Genomic DNA, 15,339 nt, shown 5'->3' with positions numbered 1-15,339 from the left:
ATGTCCGAGCCACGCCAGATCCTCGTCACCAGCGCCCTGCCCTATGCCAATGGTTCGATCCATCTTGGCCACATGCTGGAATACATCCAGACCGATATGTGGGTGCGCTTCCAGAAGCACCGCGGCAATCAATGCATTTATGTCTGCGCCGACGACGCCCACGGTTCGGCCATCATGTTGCGTGCGGAAAAGGAAGGCATCACCCCGGAACAACTGATCGCCAACGTCCAGGCTGAACACAGCGCCGACTTTGCCGACTTCCTGGTGGACTTCGATAACTTCCACTCCACTCACGCCGAAGAAAACCGTGAGCTGTCGAGCCAGATCTACCTGAAGCTGCGCGACGCCGGGCACATCGCCACGCGTTCGATCACTCAGTATTTCGACCCGGAAAAGAAAATGTTCCTGGCCGACCGCTTCATCAAGGGCACCTGCCCGAAATGCGGCACCGAAGACCAGTACGGCGACAACTGCGAAAAATGCGGTGCGACCTACGCACCGACCGACCTGAAGGATCCGAAGTCGGCGATCTCCGGCGCCACCCCGGTGCTCAAGGATTCCCAGCACTTCTTCTTCAAACTGCCGGACTTCCAGGAGATGCTGCAAACCTGGACCCGCAGCGGCACCCTGCAAGACGCCGTGGCCAACAAGATCGCCGAGTGGCTGGATGCCGGGCTGCAGCAGTGGGACATTTCCCGTGATGCGCCGTATTTCGGCTTCGAGATTCCGGACGAGCCGGGCAAGTATTTCTACGTCTGGCTGGACGCGCCGATCGGCTACATGGCCAGCTTCAAGAACCTCTGCGACCGCACGCCTGAGCTGGATTTCGACGCGTTCTGGAACAAGGACTCCACCGCCGAGCTGTATCACTTCATCGGCAAGGACATCGTCAACTTCCACGCCCTGTTCTGGCCAGCGATGCTCGAAGGTGCCGGTTTCCGTAAACCAACCGGCATCAATGTGCACGGCTACCTGACCGTCAACGGTCAGAAAATGTCCAAGTCCCGTGGCACCTTCATCAAGGCCCGGACCTACCTGGATCACCTGTCGCCGGAATACCTGCGCTACTACTATGCGGCCAAACTGAGCCGTGGCGTTGACGACCTCGACCTGAACCTCGAAGACTTCGTGCAGAAGGTCAACTCTGACCTCGTCGGCAAAGTCGTCAACATCGCCAGCCGTTGCGCCGGGTTCATCCACAAGGGCAACGCCGGCGTGCTGGTGGCGGGTAATGCCGCGCCGGAGCTGACTGAAGCCTTCCTCGCTGCAGCGCCAGGCATCGCCGAAGCCTACGAGGCACGCGACTTCGCCCGTGCCATGCGCGAAATCATGGGCCTGGCCGACCGCGCCAACGCCTGGATCGCCGACAAGGCGCCGTGGTCGCTGAACAAACAGGAAGGCAAGCAGGACGAAGTCCAGGCAATCTGCGCACTGGGCATCAACCTGTTCCGCCAACTGGTGATCTTCCTCAAGCCGGTGCTGCCGCTGCTGGCCGCCGATGCCGAGGCGTTCCTCAACGTCGCGCCGCTGAGCTGGGACGACCACGCGACCTTGCTCAGCAACCATCAGCTGAACGAGTTCAAGCCGCTGATGACCCGTATCGACCCGGTGAAAGTGCAAGCCATGACCGACGCCTCGAAAGAAGACCTGACCGCCAGCCAGACCGACACCGGCAAAACCGCAGCGACCGGCAACGGCGAACTGGCCAAGGATCCGCTGTCGCCGGAGATCGACTTCGATGCGTTTGCCGCCATCGACCTGCGCGTCGCGCTGATCGTCAAGGCTGAACACGTGGAAGGTGCCGACAAGCTGCTGCGCCTGACGCTGGATATCGGCGACGAACAACGTAACGTGTTCTCCGGAATCAAGAGCGCTTATCCCGACCCGTCCAAGCTCGATGGTCGCCTGACCATGATGATCGCCAACCTCAAGCCACGGAAAATGAAGTTCGGCATCTCCGAGGGCATGGTGATGGCGGCCGGGCCTGGCGGTGAAGAAATCTACCTGCTGAGCCCCGACAGCGGCGCCAAGCCAGGTCAGCGCATCAAGTAAGGTTCTGCGGCAAACCGGTCCCACAGTCGTGCCTGGCGCGCCTGTGGGATTTTCATGTCTGGCCCACCCTCCGTCCTTGCCGGATAATGCCTAACCTTGTTAGACACGCCACTTTTCCCGGCACGACCATGACTCCGATTGTCCTCACGCTCATCAGCGCCGCCCTGATCAACAACTTCGTGTTGCACTGGCCGCTGGGCGTCGATCCGCTGTTAGGCACCGAGCGGCGTCAGGTTCATGCGCTGGGCATCGCGACGACGTGCCTGATGCTGATCGTCGGCCTGCTCGGCCACGCGCTCTACTATTGGCTGCTGGTGCCGCTGGGCCTGAACTCGCTGCGCCTGTTTGTGTTCTTGCCGCTGAGCGTGTTGTTGATCACGCCGCTGCTGAAGGTAGTGGCGAAGGTATTCTCGACGCTTTCGTTCGAGGGCCTCTGGCCGCTGCTGCTCGGGAATGCCGGTGTTCTGGGGTTGGTCTTGATCGACACCCAGGCAGACAAAGGTTTTTTCTACGCCATGGCCCTGAGTGTCGGTGCCGGGCTCGGTTTCTGGCTGGTGCTCGGTCTGTTCTGCGACTTGCGCCAGCGCACACTTGATAATGATGTTCCCCTGCCCTTTCGTGGCCTGCCGATCGACCTGATCGGCGCCGGATTGATTGCAGTGGCTTTTCTCGGATTCAGCGGACTGATCAAAACATGAGTCTGATTCAACGCATCGACGCCCTGTTGCCGCAGACCCAGTGCGGCAAATGCGGCCACCCCGGATGCAAGCCCTACGCCGAGGGCATCGCAAGCGGCGAGCCGATTAACAAATGCCCGCCGGGCGGCAGCGAAACCATCGCGCAGCTGGCTGAGTTATTGAAAGTACCCGTGCTGGAACTGGACGTCAGTCGCGGCTCGGCCCCGGCGCAAATCGCCTACATCCGCGAGGCCGAATGCATCGGCTGTACCAAGTGCATTCAGGCCTGTCCGGTGGACGCCATCGTCGGCGCGGCAAAATTGATGCACACGGTGATCATCGACGAATGCACCGGTTGTGACCTCTGCGTGGCGCCGTGCCCGGTGGACTGCATCGAAATGCGCCCGTTGCCCCTGGCCAAGGTGCTGCCGATCGTCGGCGGCCTGGCGCCTGGTCCCGAAGCGCAACAGGCACGCGCCGCCAAACGCAATCATGCACGGCTCCGTTTCGAACAACGCAATGCGCGCCTGCATCGAGAAGAACAACAAAAACTCGCCGAGCGTCAGGCCCGGGCCCATCGTGCGGCGCAGCAAAGCGAAGTGACGACGCTCGACCCGGTTCAGGCCGCGCTTGAAAGAGTCCGCGCGCAGAAAGCGGCGAATGCGGATGCCGCGCTAAAAAAAGCCAAGATCGATGTCGCCATGAGCCGCGCGCAACTGAACAAGTCGCTCAAGGCGTTCGGCCATCCGCCGACGTTCGAACAGCAATCGCAACTGATCATCCTGCAACAGCAATTCGAGGCGGCCGAGCACGTGCTGGCGCAGTTGGAAAGCAGCGCAGCGCCAGCCCCGACGCCCGCCGCGCCGGTCAAGGATGCCGACCTGAAACGGGCGAAGATCCAGTTGGCCATGCGCCGTGCCGAGCTCAAGAAAGCGCACAGCAGCGAGGCGCCCGCCGAGCAGATCGAAGCGCTGGAACGTGCACTCGACGACGCCGAAAAAGCGCTGCAGGCCGCCGAGCGTCAGGTGGATGCCCATGTCGCCCGTTGAACTGGTCGACGAGCGCCTGCAACAGGCGATGAAGCTGGTATTGCTGGCCACCGTGCCGGGCATGCTGGTGTTGTTCGGGTTGTATGGCTGGGGGGTGTTGATCAACCTGTTTCTCGCTGGCGCGACCGCGCTGGCCGTTGAAGCGGCGATGTTGAAGCTGCGCAGGCGCGAGCTTCAAGCGACCTTGACCGATGGCAGCGCGCTGGTCAGTGCGACGCTGCTGGCCCTGGCCTTGCCGCCGTATTGCCCATGGTGGCTGACAGTCTGCGCCGCGGCGTTCGCGCTGCTCGGAAAACAGCTGTACGGCGGCGTCGGGAAAAACCCGTTCAACCCGGCGATGCTCGGTTTCGCGTTGGTGCTGGTGACGTTTCCCCAACAAATGACCCACTGGCCGTCGTCCCACGGCATGGACCTGCTCGGCGGCTTGCAACAGGTGTTCGGTTTCAATCTCGGCCCGACGCCGGATGCCTGGGTCCAGGCCACCGCGCTGGACAGCTTGCGCATCAACAAAAGCCTGACCATGGACGAGCTTTTCGCTGGCAATCCGGCATTCGGTCACTTCGGCGCGCGCGGCATTGAATGGGTCAACCTGGCGTTTCTCGCTGGCGGCGTGTTTCTGCTGCAGCGGCGGGTGTTCAGTTGGCATGCGCCGGTCGGCATGCTGGCCAGCCTGTTTGTCATCAGCCTGCTGTGCTGGAACGGGTCGGGGTCCGATTCCCATGGCTCGCCCGTGTTTCATCTGCTCACTGGCGCGAGCATGCTGGGTGCGTTCTTTATCGTCACGGAGCCTGTGTCCGGCGCAAAAAGCCCCGGCGCCCGCCTATTGTTCGGTGTGGGGGTAGGGTTGCTGACTTACCTCATTCGCACATGGGGCGGTTATCCCGACGGCGTGGCGTTTGCGGTGTTGTTGATGAACCTCTGCGTGCCGATGCTGGACCGGTTTATCGCATCGAGGCAGGAGCGTGTTGCGCCATGAATCGAGCCTCGAGCGTGGTCATTCTGCTGGTATTGGCAGGCCTGGGTATTGGCGCGACTTACCTTGTGCAGCAGCGTAGCGCGCCGCGTATTGCCACCGAACAACGGGCGATCGACAGCCGCAATCTGCTGGATCTGCTGCCCGCCGACAGTTACGACAATCAGCCGCTGGACCAACCGCTGCGCCTCGACAATGTCGTGCTGAGCAACAGCACCTTGCTGGGCGGCTACCTGGCCACCAAGGCCGGCCAACCTGCTGGCGTTTTATTGCGCAGCCAGACCGTGGGCTACGCGGGCAGCATCGAGTTGCTGGTCGCCATCGGCGCCAACGGCAAGTTACTGGGGGTGAAAACCCTGAGGCAATCGGAGACTCAAGGATTAGGCGCGCGGATCGCCGACTGGCCCAATGCCTGGCTCGGCGGCTTTACCGGCAAGTCACGAAACGAACCGGCGGACAATGGCTGGGCGTTGAAACAGGATCAAGGCCAGTTCGACCAGATCGCCGGGGCGACGATCACTTCACGCGCGGTGATCAATGCCATCCACGATGCCTTGCGCTATTTCGATGAACACCGGCAACAGTTGATCGGGGACAACCCCCATGAATAGATCGTCGACCCTGCAGCACTCTCTGATGCTTACTCCGCTGATCGGTGCCACCGACTCATGGCTGACGGCGCTGGGCGTTTGGGTGATGTTTATCGTGGTGATCAGTGCCTATGGCGTCGGCATGGCCGTGTTGCGACCGAAGCTGGTTCCGAACGCACGATTGATTGCCGGTATTCTGCTCGCCGCCACACTGACCAGTTGCGCGGAAATGGCTGCACAAGTCTGGGCGCTTCAGTGGCATCAGCATGCGGGCATCTTTGCCGGATTGATCGCCTTGCAATGTGTCGTCCTGGACCACACCGGTTTTTTCCAGTCAGCATGGCGTGAGCGCCTGCGCCTGTGTGGGCTGTTTGGCGCACTGATGCTGGCGTTGGGCCTGCTGCGCGAATTCATCGGTTATAGCGGTCTGCACCTGGCGACATTGGTCCCGGGTGGCTTCATTCTGTTGGGGCTGCTGATCGCCGCCTGGCAGGCCTGGGCTCGCCCGAATCCCCCACACTGAACGCTTTCGAGGAAACGCACTGTCCATGAATGCTGCAAAACGTCTGGAAATTTTCCGCAGGCTGCATGAAGACAACCCTGAACCGAAGACCGAACTGGCTTATTCCACGCCGTTCGAATTGCTGATCTCGGTGATTCTGTCGGCGCAATCGACCGATGTCGGCGTGAACAAGGCAACGGCGAAGCTCTATCCGGTTGCGAATACTCCAGCGGCTATTTATGCCCTGGGTGTGGCAGGGTTGTCGGAGTACATCAAGACCATCGGCCTGTTTAACAGCAAGGCAAAAAATGTCATCGAGACCTGCCGCTTGCTGGTGGAGCGGCATGGCGGCGAAGTACCGCAGACCCGTGAAGAACTGGAAGCGCTGCCAGGTGTTGGCCGCAAGACCGCAAATGTGGTGCTCAATACGGCTTTCCGCCAGCTGACCATGGCCGTGGACACGCACATTTTTCGGGTCAGTAACCGCACCGGTATTGCGCCAGGCAAGAATGTGGTCGAGGTGGAAAATAAACTGATGAAGTTTGTGCCCAAGGAATACCTGCTCGATTCCCATCACTGGCTGATTCTGCATGGGCGCTACGTCTGCCTGGCCCGAAAGCCCCGGTGCGGCAGTTGCCGCATCGAAGACCTGTGCGAATACAAGCACAAGACTTCGGACGATTGAGGCGCTATTAGGTTTATTGATTTATCGATTGAAAAAATCTTTTTTACCCGCAGAGAGATTGTCGATATAAGGGGCGCCAAAGGCAGTCTTAGCCTGGAGTTAACCTTATGAGCACTGGCAAAGAGCAATTGGACGTAGAAGAGGACTTCATACCCGTTGAAGCCGATGACGCGGAACCGGTGGTTGAAGTGGCAAAGACCAACCTGAGCAAACGCCGCACAATCGACAACCTGCTGGAGGAGCGCCGACTGCAAAAGCAATTGGCCGATTACGATTTTGACCTATGACACCTGAAAGCCTCCCTGACCGGAGGCTTTTTTTTAAGTGCGAAACCCTGGTACCCGCCACTCACCCAGCGCCGTAAATCGTCGGTGCTGTCACACCAGCCCATTGCGTTGAGCCAGTTCGATCAGGTCCACCAGGGATCGCGCATTGAGCTTCAACAAGAGACGGGTTTTGTAAGTGCTGACGGTTTTATTGCTGAGGAACATGCCATCGGCAATTTCCTTATTGGTCTTGCCCCGGGCCAACTGTTGCAAAACCATCATTTCCCGCCCGGACAAACGATCCACCATATCGGCTTCACTGGCATTCCCTAGACTGGAACGCACGGTATGCAATGCTTGATTGGGAAAATAACTGTAGCCCGATAATACGGCCTTTATTGCACTGAGCAACTCAGTGAGGTCCTGCTGCTTGCAAACATATCCAGCAGCGCCTGATTGCATGCAACGCATCGAAAAATGCCCCGGTGCCTGGGAAGTCAATATCAGCACTTTCATTGGCATTGCTGCCGATACCAGGCGTGCTATGACTTCCAGTCCATCCAGCTTCGGTATTCCTATATCCAGGATGACAATATCCGGCATATGTTCACGAGCCAGTTGCAATGCATCCACGCCATTATCTGTTTCTGCAACGACTTCGTAGCCATGACGCTCCATTAGCATACGTACCGCAAGACGAATGACGGGGTGATCATCCACGATCAGCACTTTATTCATGGGCAAGTCCAATTTCGCTGTTCGAATTTTTAGAGCCCGCACAATAGCCTAGTCGTTTCACCCATGGCATGCCGCCCCCCCCGGCCACCCGCAGCGAGAGACATTCCCTACAAATAACGCGGAAACTTCCTACAGGAAATCTTGGAACCTTTGGCAATGGAAACGTTATGTGCCTTATGCCGCCCCACTCTTCAACAATTTTGTGTATCAATTTATAAAAAAGAAAAGCTCATAATAAATCGATAATCGAGACCCGACGTCATTCGCCAGTTGAGCTACCCTTCACAGTAACCGGCATTTGAGCCTTGCACTTCTATCCTTTCATCACACACATAAACGCTTACAGCAAAACACACCGGTTAACTCGCTCACAACAGAAACACTTAGGCCAACTATAAATACATCGTTAATATAAATACCGCACAACTAACCACCCCCACTAACCCAATGAGAAAAAGATCAACTTATATGAGTAAAAAACATGATGAAACCAAAACAAGGCATCACCAACCCCATGACAGTCATCGCAATATTCGCAACACTGTCTGAAACATCGGCCGCCGTTTCCCTGCCCTTTCTCGACGATGAGGAACGGGAGATCTATATCTGGTTCCTGATCAGCTTTCCCTTTTATTTGCTGCTGCTGTTTTTCGCCACGCTCAACTTCAATCACCGATCGCTTTACGCACCGTCCGACTTTGAGAAGGGCAAGCATTTCATCAAAGCCATGGACATCGCTGAACGGCCGGCTGCCGCGCAAGGCCCGCCCAGTGAGGACCTCGTTCGGGAAAGCGGCTCGGTCCAGCACCACATCGAGTTTCCGGAGCGATTGAAGGACCTGCACATCATCGATGCGCGCGGCATGCACGGGAAGATCGGGTTTCGCGAACTGCTGGATCGGATTCACCCCGCCAGGGGCGACACCGCACGAGTGGTCGTGTTTCTCATCACTACCGAATCAGAGAATTTGCTGAAGGAAAGCGCCCTGAAATTTTTCAGGCACGTGAAGAAACGCAGCGGCGTACCGTTTTGCATTACTTACAATTTGAGCTCACAGGACGTGACGTTCATCGATCAATCTCGCCAACCTGACACACAGCGGTCGGTCGCGTTTTAAGATCGAAAGGAGAGCAGCAGGCGGGAATGGCGTTAACAAAACAAGAAAAAAGATGAATCGCAATGTCAGAAAGAAAACCCCTATTTTCAAATTTGTGGCCTTGCCGAAAACAAGGCCACAAATTCCACTAGCGAGTCAGAACCTTCAGAACAGCTTGCGACCCTTGTTCGCTGCGATCCGCATGCGCAAGGCGTTGAGCTTGATGAAGCCCGCCGCGTCGGCCTGGTTGTAGGCGCCGCCATCTTCTTCAAATGTCGCAATGTTGGCGTCGAACAGCGATTCGTCGGACTTGCGGCCAGTGACGATCACATTACCCTTGTACAGCTTCAGGCGCACGACGCCATTTACGTGTGCCTGGGACGCATCGATCATCTGTTGCAGCATCAGACGTTCAGGACTCCACCAGTACCCGGTGTAGATCAGGCTGGCGTACTTAGGCATCAGCTCGTCTTTGAGGTGAGCCACTTCGCGGTCCAGAGTGATCGATTCGATCGCACGGTGAGCGCGCAGCATGATGGTGCCGCCCGGGGTTTCATAGCAGCCACGGGACTTCATGCCCACGTAACGGTTCTCGACGATGTCGAGACGGCCGATACCGTGTTCACCACCGATGCGGTTCAGGGTCGCCAGCACGGTGGCCGGGGACATTTCAACGCCGTCCAGTGCAACGATGTCGCCGTTACGGTAGGTCAGTTCCAGGTACTGCGGCTTGTCGGGCGCGTTCTCCGGGGAGACGGTCCAGCGCCACATGTCTTCTTCGTGTTCGGTCCAGGTGTCTTCCAGCACGCCGCCTTCATAAGAGATGTGCAGCAGGTTGGCATCCATCGAATACGGGGATTTTTTCTTGCCGTGACGCTCGATCGGGATGTTGTGCTTTTCAGCGTAATCCATCAGCTTTTCACGGGACAGCAGGTCCCATTCGCGCCACGGTGCGATCACTTTCACACCTGGCTTCAACGCGTACGCACCCAGTTCGAAACGGACCTGGTCGTTGCCCTTGCCGGTGGCGCCGTGGGAAATGGCGTCAGCGCCGGTTTCGTTGGCAATTTCGATCAGGCGCTTGGCGATCAACGGACGAGCGATGGAAGTACCCAGCAGGTACTCGCCTTCGTAAACGGTGTTGGCGCGGAACATCGGGAATACGAAGTCACGTACGAATTCTTCGCGCAGATCGTCGATGTAGATTTCTTTCACGCCCATGGCCTGTGCCTTGGCGCGGGCCGGCTCGACCTCTTCGCCCTGCCCCAGGTCAGCGGTGAAAGTCACCACTTCACAGTTATAAGTATCCTGCAGCCACTTGAGGATCACCGAAGTGTCCAGGCCGCCGGAATACGCCAGAACGACCTTGTTTACGTCCGCCATGCCATCACTCCACGGGGTTCTACGGAAAGCCGTCGAGTCTACCGGGCATGCAGAATAATTTACAGAGGCGCGACAGCTTATGACGACGAAGCGACAGATTATGTCGAGCGAGCGACGATCATCCCGATATCAGGAGGTCTTCGCCGCGCTCGCCGATACGGTGGCCTGAGGCGCTGGCGCCTCGGTGGGCGCGACCCGCGCGAGGTGCACATTGACCCGACGATTCTTCGCCCGATTGGCCGCCGTGGTGTTGGGGGCCAGCGGATAACGCTCGCCGTGAAAGCGCAGGGTGATCTGCGATTCCTGGACACCATTGGCCTTGAAGAAGTCCATGACCGCCAGGGCCCGACGTCGCGACAGATCACGATTGGTCAGGCGATTGCCGCTGTTGTCGGAGTGCCCGTCGAGCTCGATGTGATTGACCGTTGGGTCGGCCTTCATGAACTCCAGCATCACCTGCAACTGCGCCTTGGCCTGCGCATCGAGTTCGATGCCTTCGCCCGGGAAACCGATCTGCGATTGTTTGACCTGCTCGAAGTTCTTCGGCAGCAGCTTCGCCACGCAGCCCTGGTAATCGTTGAACGCTTTGCTGAACTTCACCGGCAACAGCCGCACTTCCGACACCCGGCCATCGCCGGAATAATGCCGAATGACCGGGCTGCGCCCATCCATCAGGCCACTGATCAAGCGGCCGGCCTGAACCTGTGAACTGTTGAACAGTACATTGCCGCTGCCAATCTGCACCGAACCGAGGTTGATATCACCGCGCCCCGGCTGCCACGGTGCAGCGGCCGCCAACAAGGTCGCCGAACCGCCGCCGACCATGGAGTTGTAGGCTTTCAGACGAAACGTCGCCTGCTCACCGGCGCGGCGCACGAATTCGCCCGAACCGAAATCGGTGATCGGTTGCGTCAGGCGGCATTCGAACTTGTCCCCTTCGACCGTCCACTCAATGTTCTCCAGTCGGGTCTGGAAAGTGAGCGCCATCGCGGGAAGGCTGGCAAACACACTGAACAAGGCTAAATAACGCTGGCGCACGGGAGGCTCCACTGGCTTCGACTGCAAAAAGACCGACATACACCTGATTACGGCGTACCTGTTGGATATCGGACGCTGGCGGCAAAACTTGATAGCGAGTGCCTGAGAGAGTCTTTTCCGGTAGCATTCCCCTCAGTTTGACCCGCCTGGAATCCCCTCATGTCCGACCGCCTGACCCTGCTGCGTCCCGACGACTGGCACATTCATCTTCGCGATGGTGCCGTGTTGACCAATACCGTCGCGGATGTCGCGCGCACCTTTGGTCGCGCCATCATCATGCCCAACCTGGTACCGCCGGTGCGCAACGCCGCTGAAGCCGACGGCTATCGCCAGCGGATTCTCGCTGCACGGCCGGCCGGCAGCCGCTTTGAGCCGTTGATGGTCCTTTACCTCACCGATCGCACCCAGCCCGAAGAAATTCGTGAGGCCAAGGCCAGCGGATTCGTGCACGCCGCCAAGTTGTATCCGGCCGGCGCGACCACCAACTCGGACTCTGGTGTCACCAGCATCGACAAGATTTTCCCTGCACTGGAGGCCATGGCCGAAGTCGGGATGCCCTTGCTGATTCATGGTGAAGTCACCCGCGGCGATGTCGATGTGTTCGACCGCGAAAAAATCTTCATCGATGAGCACATGCGGCGTGTGGTCGAGCGTTTCCCGACGCTCAAGGTGGTGTTCGAACACATCACCACCGCGGACGCCGTGCAGTTCGTCAACGAAGCTTCGGCCAACGTCGGCGCGACCATCACCGCGCATCACTTGCTGTACAACCGCAACCACATGCTGGTCGGCGGGATTCGGCCGCACTTCTATTGCCTGCCTATCCTCAAGCGCAATACACACCAGGAAGCCCTGCTCGACGCCGCCACCAGCGGCAGCGAGAAGTTCTTCCTCGGCACCGACTCGGCACCGCACGCCCAGCACGCCAAGGAAGCCGCCTGCGGTTGCGCCGGTTGCTACACCGCTTATGCGGCGATCGAGCTGTACGCCGAAGCGTTCGAACACCGTAACGCGCTGGACAAGCTCGAAGCCTTCGCCAGCCTCAACGGCCCGCGTTTCTACGGCCTGCCGGTGAACGCCGATCGCATCACCCTGGTCCGCGACGAGTGGACCGCCCCAACCAGCCTGCCATTTGGCGAGCTGACCGTCATCCCGCTGCGCGCCGGTGAAAAACTGCGCTGGCGCCTGCTGGAGGAACACGCGTGAGTGAAGACCATTTCGACGACGAACAGGACGGTCAAGGCGGCGGAGGGGGTTCGCGCCACCCAATGGCCGCTCGCTTCCGTGGATACCTGCCGGTTGTCGTCGACGTTGAAACCGGCGGTTTCAACTCTGCCACTGACGCTTTGCTGGAAATCGCCGCGACCACCATCGGCATGGACGAAAAAGGGTTTGTGTACCCCGATCACACCTATTTTTTCCGTGTCGAGCCTTTTGAAGGCGCCAACATCGAAGCGGCTGCGCTGGAATTCACCGGGATCAAACTCGATCACCCGCTGCGCATGGCCGTCAGCGAAGAAGCGGCACTGACCGATATTTTCCGTGGCATCCGCAAGGCCTTGAAAGCCAACGGTTGCAAACGGGCGATCCTGGTCGGGCACAACAGCAGCTTCGATCTGGGCTTCCTGAATGCGGCAGTCGCGCGCCTGGATATGAAGCGCAACCCGTTTCATCCGTTCTCCAGTTTCGACACCGCGACCCTGGCCGGTCTTGCCTACGGTCAAACCGTGCTGGCGAAGGCCTGTCAGGCGGCGGATATCGACTTCGACGGCCGTGAGGCCCACTCGGCCCGCTACGACACCGAGAAGACCGCCGAGCTGTTCTGCGGCATCGTCAATCGCTGGAAGCAGATGGGGGGTTGGGAAGATTTCGACGACTGATGTGGGAGCGAGCTGCTCGCGATGCAGGCGACGCGGTTTAACATGAAGATCGCGTCATCGTGCATCGCCAGCAAGCCGGCTCCTACAGGGACCTGCGTTTCTCCCGCGCATAAAAAAACCGGCCGCCAGGGCCGGTTTTTTTATGCCTCGAACGCGCGCCTTACAGGGCAGCAGCGTGCTCGGTCAGGTAAGCCGCGACGCCTTCGGTCGAAGCGGTCATGCCTTTGTCGCCTTTTTTCCAGTTGGCCGGGCAAACTTCGCCGTGCTCTTCGTGGAATTGCAGTGCGTCGACCAGACGAACCAGTTCTTCGATGTTACGGCCCAGCGGCAGGTCGTTGATGATCTGCGAGCGGACAACGCCCTTGTCGTCGATCAGGAACGCGCCACGGAAAGCGACGCCGCCTTCGGACTCAACGTCGTAGGCCTTGGCGATTTCGTGCTTGATGTCGGCCGCCATGGTGTAACGGACTTCGCCGATACCGCCATTGTTGACCGGGGTGTTGCGCCAAGCGTTGTGGGTGAAGTGCGAGTCGATCGAAACGGCGATCACTTCGACGTTGCGTGCCTTGAAGTCAGACATGCGGTTGTCCAGAGCGATCAGCTCGGATGGGCAAACGAAGGTGAAGTCCAGCGGGTAGAAGAACACCAGGCCGTATTTGCCTTTGATGGCCGAGGACAGGGTGAAGCTGTCGACGATTTCGCCATTGCCGAGGACGGCCGGTACGGTGAAGTCAGGGGCTTGCTTGCCTACGAGTACGCTCATTGAATATCTCCTGGTGTAAAAACGTGAAGGTCCGGGTTTGCGCCAGCCTGCCACCCTGAGGCGACAGCCCTGTGACACTCCCCCGCTTCATAAGGACCGGCCATCATACACTGCGTTTTTGAGCTGTCCTCAACGGTTTTTTGTCAGCGCGCTAAATTTGCCGCCGCCATGCTTGCTGGCAAATTGCCGTTTAGAAAACCGTTCGTCAGTCACGGCGGCTTATAACGCAAAGCTTTCAGAAACCACTTTGACAATCATTCTCGTTAACATTAAGATCCATCGCAATTGAGTCACAACCAGCGACGGTTCTCACTTATGTATGTCTGCCTCTGCACTGGCGTCACCGACGGTCAAATCCGCGATGCAATCTATGAAGGTTGCTGCAGCTACAAGGAAGTCCGTCAGGCTACCGGCGTAGCCAGCCAATGCGGTAAATGCGCCTGCCTTGCCAAGGAAGTGGTGCGTGAAACCCTGACCAAATTGCAAACAGCCCAGGCTGCGATTCCTTTCCCGGTAGAATTTACTGCCGCATAAATACCTCATTTCAAAAAACCGGACTTCATGTCCGGTTTTTTTATGCCTGAAAATCAATCGGTTACGCCCAAGACGCGGAACACAAACATTCTTATTCCGATTAATTTTCATTTAAGTTTCAATAACTTAGGTTTGACACTCTTAATTGTGCGGCTCAAACTCTGCTTTATAGACAGCTAATACAGGGCGGGACCCCATCATGAAAGGCGACATTACAGTCATCCAGCATCTCAACAAGATCCTTGCCAATGAGCTGGTCGCGATCAATCAATATTTTCTGCATGCGCGCATGTATGAAGATTGGGGCCTGAACAAGCTTGGCAAGCATGAATACCACGAGTCCATCGATGAGATGAAACACGCGGACAAGCTGATCAAGCGCATCCTGTTCCTGGAAGGCCTGCCGAACGTGCAGGACCTGGGCAAGCTGCATATCGGCGAGCACACCCAGGAAATGCTGGAGTGCGACCTGCGGATCGAACGCACTGGCCACGCTGACCTGAAAGTTGCCATCGCTCATTGCGAAACCGTTGGCGATTTCGGCAGCCGTGAACTGCTTGAAGATATTCTTGAATCCGAAGAAGAACATATCGACTGGCTGGAAACCCAACTGGGCCTGATCGATAAAATCGGTCTTGAGAACTATCTGCAATCGCAGATGGGCGACGACGAGTAAGTTAGCGTCCGTCACACTCGAGACAATAAAAAGCCCCGCTCTCTTTTACAGAGGCGGGGCTTTTTAATGCCTGCTTTAAAGCTGTAGGAGCGGATCAGGCTTCGGACTTGTTCGCAGCCGCTGCTTCTACTGCTGCCTTGATGGTGCTTTGCAGCGAACCGTCTGCGGCCATCTCGGTCATGATGTCGCTGCCGCCGACCAGCTCACCACCGACCCACAGTTGCGGGAAAGTTGGCCAGTTGGCGTATTTTGGCAGGTTGGCGCGGATTTCCGGGTTCTGCAGGATGTCCACGTACGCAAACTTTTCACCACATGCCATCACGGCCTGCGCGGCTTTCGCGGAGAAGCCACACTGCGGGGCATTCGGCGAACCTTTCATGTAAAGCAGAATGGTGTTGTTGGCAATCTGCTCTTTAATCGTTTCGATGATATCCATG

General features: G+C 58.0%; 18 protein-coding genes. 13 read left to right on the top strand and 5 right to left on the bottom strand.

Going from position 1 to position 15,339, the window contains the following annotated elements; all coding sequences use genetic code 11:
- The 8 genes from metG to NTD84_RS27085 all read left to right on the top strand — a co-directional run bounded on the left by metG (position 1) and on the right by NTD84_RS27085 (position 6,815).
- The gene (metG, locus tag NTD84_RS27120; RefSeq protein WP_262172146.1) at positions 1 to 2,052 is read left to right on the top strand and encodes a methionine--tRNA ligase; all 2,052 of its coding nucleotides are present in this window, start codon (positions 1 to 3) and stop codon (positions 2,050 to 2,052) included.
- A gap of 128 nt (positions 2,053 to 2,180) precedes the next feature.
- Positions 2,181 to 2,750: an Rnf-Nqr domain containing protein gene (locus NTD84_RS27115; protein ID WP_262172145.1), complete on the top strand. Its 570-nt coding sequence runs from the start codon at positions 2,181 to 2,183 to the stop codon at positions 2,748 to 2,750.
- Positions 2,747 to 3,778: an electron transport complex subunit RsxB gene (rsxB, locus tag NTD84_RS27110; RefSeq protein ID WP_262172144.1), complete on the top strand. Its 1,032-nt coding sequence runs from the start codon at positions 2,747 to 2,749 to the stop codon at positions 3,776 to 3,778. Before NTD84_RS27115 ends, rsxB begins: the two co-directional genes overlap by 4 nt.
- Complete coding sequence (locus tag NTD84_RS27105; protein ID WP_262172143.1) at positions 3,765 to 4,754, top strand: RnfABCDGE type electron transport complex subunit D; 990 nt, start codon at positions 3,765 to 3,767, stop codon at positions 4,752 to 4,754. The genes rsxB and NTD84_RS27105 overlap by 14 nt, the downstream gene beginning before the upstream one ends.
- On the top strand, positions 4,751 to 5,362 hold the full coding sequence (locus NTD84_RS27100; RefSeq protein ID WP_262172142.1) for an RnfABCDGE type electron transport complex subunit G: 612 nt from the start codon (positions 4,751 to 4,753) through the stop codon (positions 5,360 to 5,362). The genes NTD84_RS27105 and NTD84_RS27100 overlap by 4 nt, the downstream gene beginning before the upstream one ends.
- Positions 5,355 to 5,864 (top strand): Rnf-Nqr domain containing protein, encoded by a 510-nt coding sequence (locus tag NTD84_RS27095; protein WP_262172141.1) that lies wholly within the window; start codon positions 5,355 to 5,357, stop codon positions 5,862 to 5,864. Before NTD84_RS27100 ends, NTD84_RS27095 begins: the two co-directional genes overlap by 8 nt.
- 25 nt (positions 5,865 to 5,889) lie before the next feature.
- The gene (nth, locus tag NTD84_RS27090) at positions 5,890 to 6,528 is read left to right on the top strand and encodes an endonuclease III (protein ID WP_262172140.1); all 639 of its coding nucleotides are present in this window, start codon (positions 5,890 to 5,892) and stop codon (positions 6,526 to 6,528) included.
- A gap of 107 nt (positions 6,529 to 6,635) precedes the next feature.
- A complete protein-coding gene (locus NTD84_RS27085) occupies positions 6,636 to 6,815 on the top strand; it encodes a PA3496 family putative envelope integrity protein (protein WP_145318955.1) in 180 nt (59 codons plus the stop codon).
- Positions 6,816 to 6,905: 90 nt separating this feature from the next.
- On the opposite strand, the gene NTD84_RS27080 is transcribed toward NTD84_RS27085, so the two are convergent.
- A complete protein-coding gene (locus tag NTD84_RS27080; RefSeq protein ID WP_150709826.1) occupies positions 6,906 to 7,532 on the bottom strand; it encodes a response regulator transcription factor in 627 nt (208 codons plus the stop codon).
- A 481-nt stretch (positions 7,533 to 8,013) separates the two neighbouring features.
- Between NTD84_RS27080 and NTD84_RS27075 the strand changes: the two genes are divergently transcribed.
- On the top strand, positions 8,014 to 8,649 hold the full coding sequence (locus tag NTD84_RS27075) for a hypothetical protein (protein WP_262172139.1): 636 nt from the start codon (positions 8,014 to 8,016) through the stop codon (positions 8,647 to 8,649).
- 144 nt (positions 8,650 to 8,793) lie between these two features.
- Here NTD84_RS27075 and NTD84_RS27070 read toward each other — a convergent pair whose 3' ends face one another.
- Positions 8,794 to 10,011 (bottom strand): argininosuccinate synthase, encoded by a 1,218-nt coding sequence (locus NTD84_RS27070; protein WP_262172138.1) that lies wholly within the window; start codon positions 10,009 to 10,011, stop codon positions 8,794 to 8,796.
- Positions 10,012 to 10,140: 129 nt separating this feature from the next.
- Positions 10,141 to 11,049: a flagellar protein MotY gene (locus NTD84_RS27065; protein WP_262172137.1), complete on the bottom strand. Its 909-nt coding sequence runs from the start codon at positions 11,047 to 11,049 to the stop codon at positions 10,141 to 10,143.
- Between the two features lie 159 nt (positions 11,050 to 11,208).
- On the opposite strand from NTD84_RS27065, the gene pyrC reads away from it, so the two are divergent.
- The gene (gene pyrC, locus NTD84_RS27060; RefSeq protein WP_262172134.1) at positions 11,209 to 12,255 is read left to right on the top strand and encodes a dihydroorotase; all 1,047 of its coding nucleotides are present in this window, start codon (positions 11,209 to 11,211) and stop codon (positions 12,253 to 12,255) included.
- A complete protein-coding gene (gene rnt, locus NTD84_RS27055) occupies positions 12,252 to 12,929 on the top strand; it encodes a ribonuclease T (RefSeq protein WP_262172131.1) in 678 nt (225 codons plus the stop codon). The genes pyrC and rnt overlap by 4 nt, the downstream gene beginning before the upstream one ends.
- 160 nt (positions 12,930 to 13,089) lie before the next feature.
- Here rnt and NTD84_RS27050 read toward each other — a convergent pair whose 3' ends face one another.
- Entirely contained in the window at positions 13,090 to 13,692 is a 603-nt protein-coding gene (locus NTD84_RS27050; RefSeq protein WP_128605461.1) for a peroxiredoxin, read from the bottom strand.
- Between the two features lie 315 nt (positions 13,693 to 14,007).
- On the opposite strand from NTD84_RS27050, the gene NTD84_RS27045 reads away from it, so the two are divergent.
- Both NTD84_RS27045 and bfr read left to right on the top strand, forming a co-directional pair.
- The gene (locus tag NTD84_RS27045; RefSeq protein WP_008057530.1) at positions 14,008 to 14,226 is read left to right on the top strand and encodes a bacterioferritin-associated ferredoxin; all 219 of its coding nucleotides are present in this window, start codon (positions 14,008 to 14,010) and stop codon (positions 14,224 to 14,226) included.
- Between the two features lie 199 nt (positions 14,227 to 14,425).
- Positions 14,426 to 14,902 carry a bacterioferritin gene (gene bfr / locus NTD84_RS27040; RefSeq protein ID WP_262172125.1) on the top strand — a complete coding sequence of 159 codons (477 nt, stop codon included), beginning with the start codon at positions 14,426 to 14,428 and terminating at the stop codon, positions 14,900 to 14,902.
- A gap of 94 nt (positions 14,903 to 14,996) precedes the next feature.
- Here the strand turns inward: bfr and grxD are convergent, their stop codons facing one another.
- Positions 14,997 to 15,338: a Grx4 family monothiol glutaredoxin gene (gene grxD / locus NTD84_RS27035; protein WP_016773402.1), complete on the bottom strand. Its 342-nt coding sequence runs from the start codon at positions 15,336 to 15,338 to the stop codon at positions 14,997 to 14,999.
- Between the last annotated feature and the right edge of the window lies 1 nt (position 15,339).

The sequence above is a fragment of the Pseudomonas sp. 14P_8.1_Bac3 genome (assembly GCF_025466085.1).
In the GTDB taxonomy this organism is placed as follows: Bacteria; Pseudomonadota; Gammaproteobacteria; order Pseudomonadales; family Pseudomonadaceae; genus Aquipseudomonas.
The sequence above is the reverse complement of the archived record's forward strand: the minus strand, read 5'-3'. Positions and strand labels throughout refer to the sequence as shown.

Bases quoted from the DNA above. Each gene is read 5' to 3' on its own strand.
- metG (WP_262172146.1), top strand. From the start codon at position 1: ATGTCCGAGCCACGCCAGATCCTCGTCACCAGCGCCCTGCCCTATGCC.
- NTD84_RS27115 (WP_262172145.1), top strand. From the start codon at position 2,181: ATGACTCCGATTGTCCTCACGCTCATCAGCGCCGCCCTGATCAACAAC.
- rsxB (WP_262172144.1), top strand. From the start codon at position 2,747: ATGAGTCTGATTCAACGCATCGACGCCCTGTTGCCGCAGACCCAGTGC.
- NTD84_RS27105 (WP_262172143.1), top strand. From the start codon at position 3,765: ATGTCGCCCGTTGAACTGGTCGACGAGCGCCTGCAACAGGCGATGAAG.
- NTD84_RS27100 (WP_262172142.1), top strand. From the start codon at position 4,751: ATGAATCGAGCCTCGAGCGTGGTCATTCTGCTGGTATTGGCAGGCCTG.
- NTD84_RS27095 (WP_262172141.1), top strand. From the start codon at position 5,355: ATGAATAGATCGTCGACCCTGCAGCACTCTCTGATGCTTACTCCGCTG.
- nth (WP_262172140.1), top strand. From the start codon at position 5,890: ATGAATGCTGCAAAACGTCTGGAAATTTTCCGCAGGCTGCATGAAGAC.
- NTD84_RS27085 (WP_145318955.1), top strand. From the start codon at position 6,636: ATGAGCACTGGCAAAGAGCAATTGGACGTAGAAGAGGACTTCATACCC.
- NTD84_RS27080 (WP_150709826.1), bottom strand. From the start codon at position 7,532: ATGAATAAAGTGCTGATCGTGGATGATCACCCCGTCATTCGTCTTGCG.
- NTD84_RS27075 (WP_262172139.1), top strand. From the start codon at position 8,014: ATGATGAAACCAAAACAAGGCATCACCAACCCCATGACAGTCATCGCA.
- NTD84_RS27070 (WP_262172138.1), bottom strand. From the start codon at position 10,011: ATGGCGGACGTAAACAAGGTCGTTCTGGCGTATTCCGGCGGCCTGGAC.
- pyrC (WP_262172134.1), top strand. From the start codon at position 11,209: ATGTCCGACCGCCTGACCCTGCTGCGTCCCGACGACTGGCACATTCAT.
- NTD84_RS27050 (WP_128605461.1), bottom strand. From the start codon at position 13,692: ATGAGCGTACTCGTAGGCAAGCAAGCCCCTGACTTCACCGTACCGGCC.
- NTD84_RS27045 (WP_008057530.1), top strand. From the start codon at position 14,008: ATGTATGTCTGCCTCTGCACTGGCGTCACCGACGGTCAAATCCGCGAT.
- bfr (WP_262172125.1), top strand. From the start codon at position 14,426: ATGAAAGGCGACATTACAGTCATCCAGCATCTCAACAAGATCCTTGCC.
- grxD (WP_016773402.1), bottom strand. From the start codon at position 15,338: ATGGATATCATCGAAACGATTAAAGAGCAGATTGCCAACAACACCATT.